The sequence below is a fragment of the Devosia sp. GW821-FHT12F11 genome (assembly GCF_058806655.1).
On sequence record NZ_JBXAPX010000002.1, the window covers coordinates 565,757 to 578,561 of the forward strand.

The following is a 12,805-nucleotide window of genomic DNA, read 5'->3' on the forward strand; positions in this document are numbered from 1 at the left end:
AAATGAACGTACTGGCGAGCAAGCTCGGCCTCCTCGACGATGACATCAAACAGGAGGAGAAGCTCTTTCGGCTGTGCGAGGACCTGCGCAGCAAGATCCTGACGCCGATCTCCGGCGATTTTGCCTGGCGCTACACCGAAGCCGAACTCAGCGCCAACGAGGCGCTCAAGGCAGATACCGGCAGCTGGCAGGATTTCACCAACAAGACCGTATGGGCCAAGAAGCAGGGCCACACCTGGTTCGCCGCCGACGTGACGGTGCCCGAGGCGGCGCGCGGCAAGACCTTCGTGCTGCGCTTTTCCTCGCAGTGGCAGGACCGCCCCGGCACCACCGATCCGCAGTGCTTGGCCTATCTCGACGGCCACGTGGCGCAGGCGATCGACGGCAACCACACCGAACTGGTGATTGCGCAAGACGCGGTTCCGGGCACCAAGCGGACGCTGCTGGTCAACGCCTTCACCTTCTTCGACCGGCCGCTGGTCGGCTTCAAGGTCGAACTGCTGGTGCGCCATGCGCGGGCCGAGCAGCTCTATTTCGACCTGCTGACGCCGCTGGAAGTCGCAACCCGGCTGACGCAGATCGATGGCCGCCGCCATGCCATCATGAACCTCGTCGAGCAGTCGCTGCGAACACTCGATCGGCGCGGCGGGGTGACGCCGGAGTTCGAAGCTTCGCTCGATGCGGCCGAGAAGATCGCCGGCCAGATTTACGAGCTGGTCGATACCGAGGTGCAGCCGACGGTTTCGGCGGTGGGACATACCCATCTCGATGTCGGCTGGCTGTGGCGGGTGATGCATACCCGGGACAAGACCGGCCGCAGCTTTGCGACGGTGCTGGCGCTGATGGCCGAGTACCCGCAATTCGTCTTCATGTACAACCAGTCGGTGCTGTTCGACTTCCTGAAGAAGGACTACCCGGAGATCTGGGCCGGCGTGGTCGAGCGGGTGAAATCGGGGCAGTTCGAGATCGAAGGCGCCATGTGGGTGGAGCCCGACGCCAACATCGTCTCGGGCGAATCCATGGTGCGCCAGATCATGCGCGGCCGACGCTTCCACCTCGAGCATTTTGGCGTGGTGCCCAAGACCGTATGGCTGCCCGACACGTTCGGCTATTCGGCGAACATGCCGCAGATCCTCGAGCGCTCGGGGCTCGAGTATTTCATTACGTCGAAGCTCAGCTGGAACGATACCGACCGGCACCCCTACGACACGTTTTTCTGGCGCGGCATCGACGGCACCAAAACCAAGGCGCAGCTGATCACGGCGCAGAAGTTCGACAGCGAGCGGATTTTCACCACCTACAACTCGGACCTTTCGGTCTCCGAGGTGATGGGTGCCTGGAAGCGCTATGAGCCCAAGTCGGTGAACGACGAGGTGCTGGTCTGCTACGGCTATGGCGATGGCGGTGGCGGGCCGACCCGCGCCATGATCGAGCGCGGCACCCGGCTGGAGCGAGGCATTCCGGGCGCACCGAAGGTGAAACTCGAGGGCATCGGACCGTTCCTCAAGCGGCTCAGCAAGAAGATGGACGAGAACGCCGGGCGCTTCCCCGTCTGGAACGGCGAGCTCTACCTGCAATATCACCGCGGCACGCTGACCAATGTGGCCAAGAACAAGGCCAATAACCGGCGGGCCGAGCGGGTGCTGCGCGAACTCGAATTCCTCAGCGCCATGGCGATGCGCACCGGGGCGCCCTACCCCAGCGAAAAGCTCAACGAGTTCTGGGAGCTGGTGCTGATCAACCAGTTCCACGACATCCTGCCAGGCACCTCGATCGCCGAGGTCTATGTCGACAGCGATGCCGAATATGCCGGGCTGTTCTCGACGCTGGGGTCGGGGAACGGCCCCTGGCACAGCGCCGCGAAAGCGATCGCGCCGACCGGCAAAGGCGGCTTGCAGCTGTTCAACTTCACCGGCCATGCGCGCAACAAGGCGCTGGTGCGCATCGATGGCGCGGTCGCGGGTTCGGCGCTCAGCCAGGGCGGCGAGGCACTGCCGTTGCAGGCGCTGGTCGGCGCCGATGGCAGCTCGACGCTCGCGGCGCCGGCCGACCTGCCGGCGCTGGGCTGGGCTTCGGCGACACTCGTGGCCGACGGTACCGCGCCCAAATCGAGCCTTGCGGCCTCGACCTCGCGACTCGAGAACGAATACGTCCGCGTCAGCTTCGACGGCAACGGCGAGATCACCTCGGTGTTCGACAAGCAGCATGGCCGCGAGCTGATCGCCAGGGGCGAGACGGCGAACCGGCTTGTCGCCTACGAGGACAAGCCGCTCAACTGGGACGCCTGGGACATCGACCGCTATTTCGAGGAGCAGTTCTGGCTGCTCTCGGCCAACAAGGCGAAGATCGAGGTGGTGGAGACCGGCCCCTATCGCGCGGCGCTCCGCATCGAGCGGCAGTATCTCAGCTCCAAAGTGGTGCAGGTGGTGTCGCTGGAAGCGGACGCCCGGCAGGTGGAATTCGACACCTTCGTCGACTGGCAGGAGCGCCAGACGGTGCTGAAGGCGGAGTTCCCGTTCGATCTCAACATTTCCGAGATCCGCTCGGAGATCCAGTTCGGCCATGTGAAGCGCGCCACGCACCGCAATACCAGCTGGGATCGGGCGCGGTTCGAGGCCAGCATGCATCGCTGGGTGGATATCAGCGAGCCGGATTTCGGCGCCGCGCTGCTTAACGACAGCAAGTATGGCTATGACGCGGTGGAGCAGTTGGTGCGTATCACGCTGCTGCGCGGCGCCACCTTCCCCGACCCGGCGTCAGACCGCGGCGAACACCGCATCAAATATGCGCTCCTCGTGCATAACGGGGTCAGCGACCTCTCAGACGTGCCGGTGGCGGCCGAGCGGTTCAACAACCCGGTGGCGGTGATCGGCGATGCCTCGGCGCAGGCCTCCGTCCCGACGGACAGCACCAGCTTCTCCTTCGCCTCGGTCGACAAGCCGAACGTCACGCTGGAAACGGTGAAGAAGGCGGAAAAGAGCGATGGCCTGGTGCTGCGGGTGTTCGAACACGCCAACGCCCGCGCCAACGCCACGATCAGCTTCGGCGTGCCGGTGAAATCGGCGAAGCTGGTGAACCTGATGGAAGAGGGTGGCGAGCCGGTTGCGCTCAACGGCAACAGCGTGACGCTACAGCTCAGGCCATTCGAGATCGCAACGCTGCTGCTGGAAGTGGAGGCGGGGTGAACCGAGCGACGCGGCTGAAGTACCGGCTGTGATGTTCTTCCCTTCTCCCCTCAGGGGAGAAGGTGGCGCGAAGCGCCGGCTGAGGGTGAAGCGGCGCAACACGCGCTCGCTGAGAAGCTGAACCCCTCACCCTAGTTTCGCTACGGTCCTTCGGTCCTAGCTACACTACCCTCTCCCCTCAGGGGAGAGGGACGAGCCGTCTGATATCAGCAGCAAGTCGCTGGGAAACAGAGCCCTCGTGACTGCTTAACCAGCATCCTCAAGCATCATTGCTGCGGCTTTCTCGGCGATCATGATGGTGGGGGCATTGGTGTTGCCTGACGTGATCGTCGGCATCACCGAGGCGTCGGCGATGCGGAGGCCGGCGAGACCGTTGAGCCGCAGGCGCGGATCGACCACCGCGGCGGGGTCGCTGCCCATGCGGCAGGTACCGACCGGATGGAAGATGGTGGTGCCGATATCGCCGGCCGCCTGCTCCAACTCGGCGTCGCTGCTGAAGCTTGACCCCGGCCGATACTCCTCGGGTCGGTACGGTGCGAGGGCCGGGCTCTCCAGCACGATGCGCCGCACCAGCCGTATCGCCTCCACCGCCACGTCGCGATCGGCAGCTTCGGACAGATAGTTCGGCTGGATCAGCGGCGCGGCGGAGGGGTCGGCGCTGGCGAGGCGGATGTGGCCGCGGCTGTGCGGACGGAGGTTGCAAACCGTCGCGGTGAAGGCCGGGAAGCGGTGCAGTGGTTCGCCGAACTTGTCGAGGCTCAGCGGTTGCACATGAAACTGCAGGTCGGGGGTGGCACGCTCCGGTGACGAGCGGGTAAAGCCGCCCATCTGCGAGGGCGCCATGGTCATCGGCCCACGTCGTGCCAGTGCGTATTGCATCGCCATGCCGGCCTTGCCGGCAAGGCTGTTGGCCGAGACGTTGAGCGTCGGCAGGCCGCTGACCTTGAAGATCATGCGCAGCTGCAGGTGATCCTGCAGGTTCTCGCCCACCTGCGGCAGCTCGTGCACCGTGGCGATGCCGTGCTCGGCCAACCGCTCGGGGTTGCCGATGCCGGAGAGCTGCAGCAACTGCGGCGAGTTCACCGCTCCGGCCGAGAGCACCACCTCGCGACCGGCTCTGAGCAGCTTGGTCTGGCCCTGGTGCCGGATCTCGATGCCGGTAACCCGGCGCCCCTCGGTCACCAGCCGCAAGGCCTGCGCACCGGTCCATAGCGTCAGGTTCGGGCGGCCCAGAGCCGGCTTGAGGAAGGCCGAAGCCGCGGACCAGCGCAGGCCCTTGTTCTGATTGACCTCGAAATAGCCGACGCCCTCGTTGTCGCCGCCGTTGAAATCGGAGGTCCCGGGGATGCCTTGCTCGATCGCAGCGGCACGGAACAGGTCGAGCACCTTCCAGCTGAGCCGCATTCTTTCAACGCGCAACTCGCCATCCTGGCCGTGATGCGGGCTCGGCTCGCCCTCGCGCCGTTCGCTGCGCAGGAAGTGCGGCAGCACGTCGTCCCAGCCCCAGCCGGGATTGCCGAGCTGGCGCCAGTGATCGTAGTCGGCGGCCTGGCCGCGCATGTAGATCATGCCGTTGATGGCCGACGAGCCGCCGATCACCTTGCCGCGCGGATAGCCGAGCGAGCGTCCGTTCAGTCCAGGCACCGGCTCGGTGCGATAGCACCAGTCGGCCCGCGGGTTACCCATGGCGTAGAGGTAACCGACCGGGATGTGGAACCAGATCCAGTCATCCTTGCCGCCGGCTTCGAGCAGCAGCACCGAATGCCGGCCCGAGGCCGTCAACCGATTGGCCAGCGTGCAGCCCGCACTGCCCGCCCCGACCACGATGTAGTCGAAGCGCGGTGCCCCAGTGTCGACGACGTCGGTATTCAGCACGGCCCCCTTTGCTCCCCGCGGCAGTGACCACGCGTTCTGGCCCCTCGTCAATCGCATCACTGCGTTGTCCAGATTTCTGCAAATTTGCAACGAACTATTGCAAGACGGAATTTCCGCTGCTAGCGTCCGGCACGATCCGATCCCGGCGGCACGGTGAAAACCAACCAGCGAAGTCTGGTGGCCAGCCGCACGGGACGATCGGGGACCGAGGAATCCTGAGGAGGAAAAACTGGACAACACGGTAGGACGTTTGTTTGCGGCAACCGGGCGCCTGACACGGCTGGCCCTTGCCACCACTGCGATCGCGACGCTGGTCACGGCCGCCCCCGCAGAGGAGCTGACCGGCACTATCACGGTGTGGAGCTGGACGGCGCCCGCCGACGGGCTCGAAGCGGCGGTCGCCGGCTTCAACAAGCTGCACCCCGGCGTGACGGTGAAGGTGGAAGACGTCGGCAACCCGGCGATCTGGGACAAGATCACCGCTGGCATGGCGGCCGGCGGCGCCGGGCTCGCCGACGTGCTCAATATCGGCATCGACTATATCGGCAACTACATCGAGACCTTCCCCACCGGCCTCGTCAACCTGAGCGAAGTCGGCGCCAACGACCTTGCGGCGCAGTTCCCCTCGGGCATGTGGGCCAGCGGCTCGTCGGCCGACGGCGGAGTCTACGGCATCCCCTACGAGGTCAACACGTCGGGCTTCTTCTATCGCAAGGATCTGTTCGAGCAGGCGGGCGTCGACATCAATTCGATCGCCACCTGGGATGACCTGCTGGAGGCCGGCAAGAAGATCAAGGAGGTGACCGGGGCGCCGCTGATCTCGATGGACAAGGCGGCGACTGTCGCCGACTCCGCCGGGCTATGGCAGTTGCTCACCAACCTCCAGGGCAGCTTCTACTTCAACGCCGCCGGCGAGATCACCATGAACGGGCCGGCCGGCCTCCGCTCGCTCGAGTGGATCAAGAAGGCCAATGACGCCGGCGTCGTCGCCGATATCCCGGGCGGCTGGGACAATTTCATACTGCAGATCAAGGGACAGACCAATGTCGCGGTGATCCCGGCGGCATCGTGGGCGGCCGGCGTGTTCGAGAACGAAGCGCCCGACATGGCTGGCAAGTGGGGCCTGAGGCTGCCGCCGGCAGTGGAGCCCGGCGGGCTGACCGCGGCGATCTCGGGCGGCACTTACCTCTCGGTAGCGGGCACCAGCCCGAACAAAGAGGCGGCCTGGGAGTTCGTCAAATACGCCATGGGCACGCTCGAGGGGCAGCAGGCGACCTATGCGGGCGGCGGCATGTTCCCCGGCTTCAAGCCGATGCTGGAGAGCGACGGCTTCGTCAAGAAGAGCGCTTACTTCGACGCCGAGGTGAACAAATTCTTCATCGACGAACTTGGCCAGAAGACCCCCGTGGTGAACTACACCACCGACTATGCCCGGGCGCTCAAGGCCTATACCGACGCCCAGACGCAGGTGCTGCTGAGCGGCGCCGACCCCAAGACGGTGCTCGACGAGGCCGCCGCGCTGGTCGCGGGCCAGACCGGTCGCGCCATCGCCAACTGATACGCTCCGCCTGAGCGTTACGGCGGCAGGACTATGGGTTTCCTCCCGGTCCTGCCGCCACCCCTTCCCTTTCGGTGGTTCAGATGACGTCCAAGCTGCAGCCGGCCACCCGCCGGCGCTGGCGAGGCTCCGCGCCGCGCCTCACGCCCTACCTGTTCCTGTTGCCGGTGCTGGTGCTGTTCGCCGGTTTCAAGGTCTACCCGTACCTCTACGCGGCATGGCTGAGCCTCACCAAGATCATCAAGGGTCAGACGACCTTTGTCGGGCTGGGCAATTACGGACGGCTCGCGACCGATCCGATCTTCTACAAGGCGCTCACCAACACGCTCATCATCCTCGTCACCCAGGTGCCGCTGATGCTGGGGCTGGCGCTGCTGCTCGCCGTGGCCTTCAACTCGGCGCTGCTGAAGTTCCGCGCCTTCTGGCGCACAGCCTATTTCGTGCCGATCGTCATGGGGTTGGTCGCCTACGGCATCCTGTTCTCGACGCTGCTCAACAGCCACCACGGGCTGGTGAATTTCCTGCTCGAGTCCGTGGGGTTGCCGCGGGTGCCGTGGCTGGCCGATCCGGTGTGGGCCAAGGTGTCGATCATCATCGCGCTGACGTGGCACTATACCGGCAACAGTGCGGTGATTTACCTGGCGCAGCTGCAGTCGATCCCCGGCGAACTTTATGAAGCCGCCGAGATCGATGGCGCTACCGCCTGGCAGCGCTTCTGGCACATCACCCTGCCCGGGCTCCGGCCTGCGATCACCCTCACCGTCGTGCTCTCGACTATCGGGACGCTGCAGCTCTTCGACGAGCCCTATGTGCTGACCAATGGCGGGCCCAATAACGCCACGCTGACCATCGGCATGTACCTCTACCAGAACGGCTTCAAGTACTTCGATTTCGGCTACGCCTCGGCCATCGGCTACGTGCTGACCGGCATCATCGGAGTGATCGCGCTCATCCAGTTCCGGTTCCTGAGGGAGAGAGAGGCATGAGGACCGATCGCAGCCCTCAGGCGCGCGCCGCGAGCCTCGCGGTCAGCACCGTCATCGCCATCGGCGGCGTGCTGATGCTGGCGCCGTTCTACTGGCTGATCATCGCCAGCACACACCGCACCAGCGACATCTTCTCCAACCCGCCGAACCTCGTGCCCGGCGACCAGCTGTGGGTCAACCTCACGAACCTGTTCGTCGGCGAGGGCTTCGGCCAGGCGGTGCTGAACTCCACCCTGGTCGCGACCATCTATGCCCTGCTCGGCGGCCTCGTCTGCACGGCGGCCGGCTATGCCTTCGCCAAGTTCCGCTTCCCCGGCCAGGGCGTGCTGTTCGGCATCGTGCTGGTGATCCTGGCGCTGCCGTCGCAGGTGACGCTGGTGCCGCTGTTCCAGATCATGGTGCAGCTCAACTGGCTCAACACCTACCAGGCGCTGATCCTGCCCAACCTGGCGCTGCCCTTCGGCATCTTCCTGATGCGCCAGACCATGCAATCGGTGCCGGACGAACTGATCCAGGCGGCGCGGGTCGACGGCGCCGGCGAGTTCCGCATCTTCGCGCAGATCGTCCTGCCGACGATGCGGCCGGCGCTGGCGGCGCTCGGCATCTTCCTGTTCCTCGCGCAGTGGAATGACTTCGTCTACCCGCTGATCGTCTTGAGGACTTCGGACGCCTACACCGTGCCCGTCGCCCTCGCCTCGCTGCAGGGGCTCAGCGACACCGATTACGGCCAGTTGCTCGCCGGCACGATGGTGTCGGTACTGCCGGTGCTCGGGCTGTTCCTGTTCCTGCAACGTCATTTCGTCGCCGGCATCCTCGCCGGCGCGGTCAAGCAATAGCAACTCTGCAAACCCTTGGGAGACTGGCACCGTGCTGCTGGAAGACTACGCATCCGTCATGGCCCCCGCCGCCACCGGCATTGCCGGCGTCGAGGTAACGATCGGCAGCGGCTGCCGGGTAGTGGGGAAACAAGCCGTCGGCGAACTCGAGATCACGACGATCGAGACGGACGGCGCGCTGATCCGGGTCTCACTCGAGGTGCCGCTGGGGGACGTCGAGGGCTACTGGTACCCCAATGGCAGCATGCGCGCCCTGCCGGCGGACTGGAGCGGGCGGGACAAGACCAGCATCATCTCGTCGAGCCCGCTCGGCTGCGTCTACGACCGGCACGGCAAGGCCATTCTCGCCTTCTGCTTCGACCAGCAGATCGAGGAGAGCCAGCTCCGCTTCGGCGTCTCCGAGGAGCACAAGAGCTTCGTCATCTACTACGAGCACGACCCCAAGGGTCCGCGCACCATCCGGCTCGCCACGGCGCGGGCGGGGCTCGACCATGCGGATGCGGTTGGGCGGCTGCGCGACTGGCTACGCGACGATATCGGTGAGCCCTTGCCGGTGCCCTTCGCCGGCACCGTGCCGGTCTACTGCACCTGGTACGCCTACTCGCAGAATATCGACGCCCAAAAGATCGAGCGCGACGCGGCGCTGGCCGCCGAGCTCGGCTGCAAGGCGGTGATCATCGATGATGGCTGGCAGAAACTCGGCACCGGCCGCTGGTATGCCGGGTGCGGGGACTGGGTGGCCGACCCGCAGAAATTCCCCGACATGCGCGGGCACGTGTCGAAACTGCACGAGCTCGGGCTGTCAGTGATCCTCTGGGTGGCGCCGCTGCTGCTCGGCGAGAACAGTGAGGTCTACGCACGGCTGAAGCCATTCGCGCCCTACCACAATGCCGACGGCTGGCGGGCTTCGGCGCTCGACCCGCGTTACCGTGAAGTGCGCGACCATTTCGTTTCGACCTGCATCCGGCTGGTGCGCGACTACGGCGTGGACGGGCTGAAGATCGACTTTCTCGACGGCGTCGTCGCCTATCAGGGGACGCCGACCGGCGGCGACATCCCGGATGTCGGGCAGGCGCTACATGCGACGCTCAAGCAGCTCAAGGCGGAGTTGCAGGCGGCCGGCCTCGACGAGGTGCTGATCGAGTTCCGGCAGGCCTATATCGGGCCGGCCACGGCGCCCTATGGCAACCTGCTGCGGGTGGGCGACTGTCCGGTCGATGCCAACCAGAACCGCCGCGCCACCGTGAACATGCGGATGATCGCGGCTGGCCAGGTGATCCACTCCGACCCGACCGTGTGGGACCACCGCGCCGGCGCCGAACCGGCGGCGCGGCAGTTGCTCAACGCCTATTTCAGCGTGCCGCAGGTCTCGATGGACCTTACCAGCCTGCCGCCGGTGCAGCGCGACGCGGTGCAGACGGTCCTCGAGAATTGGATGGAAGATCGCGAGGCCGTGCTGTTCGGCCGCTTGAGTGCCGGACTGCCATCCGAGGGATATCCGGTGGTGCAGGCGCGGCACGAGCAGCGGCTGGTGGTCGGCGTCTACCAGCCGCTGGTGGTCGAGATCGACCTCGACGGCGTCGACGAAGTGCGGCTGCTCAATGCGACTTCCCGCGAACGGATCGTTGTGCGATGGACCGGTAAGCCGCGACGGCTGAGCGGGATCGCCCATTCCGCCCGCGGCGATGTCGGTCTGCCGCTCGAAGTCGAAACTGAGGGGCTTACCGAACTCAGCATTCCGGTGTCTGGTATCGCGACGCTCAAGGTCTTGAGCGAGTAACGACAAGAGGAAACGTGGACAGGTCCGACGACAGCACAGGGCCGCGCCAACAGCGCGGCCGCACCGGTGGGACAGAGGGCGCGGCGCATCGGCCCCGCCCCCGTTCGCCGGCCGCCAATATCGGACTAGCCACGGTGGCCGAACTCGCCGGGGTCAGCGAAGCGACGGTCAGCCGCGTGCTCAACCGCAAATATGGCGTCTCGGCCGCGACACGCGAGGCGGTCGAAGCGGCCATGCGCAAGGCCGGCTACGAGCGGCAGCTGAAGGGTGAACTGGTGCTGCTGCTGGTGCCGGGGGTGGCCGAGCAGATCTTTGCCGACATGTGCGAGGCGATCGAGAACGAGATTGCGCCCTATGGCTTACGCGCGGTGATCTGCCCCGGCACGCAGCGCGAGCGCGACTATGTCGAGGCGATGATCGACGCGGGGATCGCCGCCGTGGTGTTCCTCTCCTCCAGCAATACCGTGCGCAATGCCGATCCGGTGGCGCGACAACTGCTGCAGGCGCGCGGCATCCCGTTCCTCTGCGTCAATGGCGGCTTCCCGGACACCCCGTCACCGGTGTTTTCGACCGACGACTGGCGCGCCGCCGAGATGGCAGTGGCGCACCTCTACGACCTTGGGCACCGTCGCATCGGTATGTGCGCCGGCCCGGTGGGCAATACGCCGGCCGACCGGCGCGTCGAGGGGTTCGTCCAGGCGATGGATCGGCGCGAGCTGCCCAATTCCGAGGATTTCGTGGTGCGACAGTACTACAATGTCGAGGGTGGCCGGCACGCCGCCGAGGAACTGCTGCAGATGGGCGTGACAGCAATCGTTGCGTCGAGCGACGATATGGCGCTGGGCGCGATGCGCGCCATCCAGCGCGCTGGGCTCAGGATTCCCGCCGACATCTCGGTGATCGGCTACAACGATTCCTACATGCTGGATTTCACCGACCCACCGCTGACCGCGGTGCGCCAACCGGTCGAGCGCATCGCCGAGAACACCACCCGTGCCATCGTGGCGCTGACGGCGAACCGTTCGCTACCGCTCGCCGAAGTGCTGATCGATCCAGAATTCCGGCTGCGCGGTTCGACCGCGCCGGTGACGACGAAGTAGCTCGGAAAATAGAGAGGCCCAACCAGGAGGTGGAATCTCCAGTTGGGCCTCAGCCAGCGGGCGGCGAAGCCCGATGACGTCGTTCACATAGCGACAGCTTCGGCCGAAGTCCAGCGTCGATGTCGCATGGCTGGGTTACTCAGGCCAGCGATCGTCCGGGCGCCAGAAGCCGAGCTTGGGGGTGTTCCACTCGTCGGTGGGGAGGAACATGGTGCCCGGAGTGCGGAGGTTCTCCTCGATCGCCTCGAGGTTGAGGTCGATGCCGAGGCCCGGTTTGTCCGGCACGGTGACGTAGCCGTCGGCCATATAATTCTCCGGCAGCCCGGTAACGAGACCCTCCCAGAACGGCAGGTCGAGGCCGTGATGCTCGCAAGCAAGGAAGCTCGAAATCGACGCGGCGGTGTGGATGTTGGCCATGAAGCCGATCGGCGAGCCGGCGCAGTGGAGCGCCGTCGGGATGCCCTGCTCCTCGGCATCGTCGGAGATGCGCTTGGTTTCCATCAGGCCGCCCGAAGTGAGCAGGTCCGGATGGACGATGTCGAAGGCGCGGGTCTGGATGGCTTCGCGGAAGCCGTCGCGCAGGTAGAGATCCTCGCCGGCGGCGATCGGGGTCAGCAGCGCATCGGCCACCACCTTGTGGCCGGGGATGTCGAAGCGCGATACCGGGTCTTCCATCCAGGCGAGGTTGTAAGGCTCGAGCGCCTTGCCCAGCCGGATCACCTCGTCGGCAGTAAGATAGTTCTCGCCGAAATGATCGACGCAGAGCTGGATGCCGTTGCCGACGGCCTTGCGCACCTCGGACACTACGTGCGCGGCACGTTCGATGGTTTCCTCGGTCAGCTTGACGCCACGGCCGGCCATCGGCGCCTTGAACCACTTGCCCATCTCGAAATCGGTCTCATGCCGCGCATCGTGGCCGATCAGCGGGCTGTCGCCGGTCTCGAACAGCGAGGGCCGGAGATCGAACTTGATCCAGGTGAGGCCACGGTCGCGACGGCCCTTCACCGCCTCGACGAAATCCTCTGGCGTCGGATCGTCGGGGGTCGGGGTATCGCCATAGAGCCGGACCTTGTCGCGGTACTTGCCGCCGAGCAACTGGTAGCACGGCACGCCGTAGACCTTGCCGATCAGGTCCATCAGCGCGATCTCGATGCCCGAGACGCCGCCGCCTTCGCGGCCCCAGTTGCCGAAGCGCTTGATGGCGCGAAAGATCATGTCGACATTGCAGGGGTTCTGCCCGATGAGCATCGACTTGAACTGCAGGGCGTTCACGGCGTGGCCGGCGTCGCGCACCTCGCCGAGGCCGTAGACGCCCTGGTTGGTATCGATCCTGAGGATCGGGTAGTCGTAATTGGCGGCCACCACGGCGAGCCGCATGTCGGTAATGCGGAGCTCGGACGGGTTGGAGTGGGTGGTTATGGCGTTTTCGATCCGCCCCAGCTGCTTGTCGGTCATTGGCTTTCTCAGTTGGTCACAGCCGGCGGC

The 12,805-nt window shown here is 65.6% G+C and carries 8 protein-coding genes; 6 read left to right on the forward strand and 2 right to left on the reverse strand.

The genetic code is table 11. The features are described from left to right. Positions 1-2: 2 nt before the first annotated feature. Positions 3-3,185 (forward strand): alpha-mannosidase, encoded by a 3,183-nt coding sequence (locus tag AC1ROK_RS08335; protein ID WP_492845706.1) that lies wholly within the window; start codon positions 3-5, stop codon positions 3,183-3,185. A gap of 246 nt (positions 3,186-3,431) precedes the next feature. Here the strand turns inward: AC1ROK_RS08335 and AC1ROK_RS08340 are convergent, their stop codons facing one another. Further along, positions 3,432-5,060, reverse strand: a complete 1,629-nt coding sequence (locus AC1ROK_RS08340) for a GMC family oxidoreductase (RefSeq protein ID WP_492845708.1) — start codon at positions 5,058-5,060, stop codon at positions 3,432-3,434. A gap of 250 nt (positions 5,061-5,310) precedes the next feature. Here AC1ROK_RS08340 and AC1ROK_RS08345 point away from each other — a divergent pair, with 250 nt between their 5' ends. The 5 genes from AC1ROK_RS08345 to AC1ROK_RS08365 all read left to right on the forward strand — a co-directional run bounded on the left by AC1ROK_RS08345 (position 5,311) and on the right by AC1ROK_RS08365 (position 11,320). After that, positions 5,311-6,618, forward strand: a complete 1,308-nt coding sequence (locus tag AC1ROK_RS08345; protein ID WP_492845710.1) for an ABC transporter substrate-binding protein — start codon at positions 5,311-5,313, stop codon at positions 6,616-6,618. An 83-nt stretch (positions 6,619-6,701) separates the two neighbouring features. Next, positions 6,702-7,604 (forward strand): carbohydrate ABC transporter permease, encoded by a 903-nt coding sequence (locus tag AC1ROK_RS08350; RefSeq protein ID WP_492845711.1) that lies wholly within the window; start codon positions 6,702-6,704, stop codon positions 7,602-7,604. Beyond that, a complete protein-coding gene (locus tag AC1ROK_RS08355) occupies positions 7,601-8,440 on the forward strand; it encodes a carbohydrate ABC transporter permease (protein WP_492845713.1) in 840 nt (279 codons plus the stop codon). The genes AC1ROK_RS08350 and AC1ROK_RS08355 overlap by 4 nt, the downstream gene beginning before the upstream one ends. A 31-nt stretch (positions 8,441-8,471) precedes the next feature. Further along, entirely contained in the window at positions 8,472-10,220 is a 1,749-nt protein-coding gene (locus AC1ROK_RS08360) for a glycoside hydrolase family 36 protein (protein WP_492845715.1), read from the forward strand. Positions 10,221-10,234: 14 nt separating this feature from the next. Further along, positions 10,235-11,320: a LacI family DNA-binding transcriptional regulator gene (locus AC1ROK_RS08365; RefSeq protein ID WP_492845717.1), complete on the forward strand. Its 1,086-nt coding sequence runs from the start codon at positions 10,235-10,237 to the stop codon at positions 11,318-11,320. A 135-nt stretch (positions 11,321-11,455) separates the two neighbouring features. Here the strand turns inward: AC1ROK_RS08365 and AC1ROK_RS08370 are convergent, their stop codons facing one another. Next, positions 11,456-12,775, reverse strand: a complete 1,320-nt coding sequence (locus AC1ROK_RS08370) for a mandelate racemase/muconate lactonizing enzyme family protein (RefSeq protein WP_492845718.1) — start codon at positions 12,773-12,775, stop codon at positions 11,456-11,458. Positions 12,776-12,805: the final 30 nt, after the last annotated feature.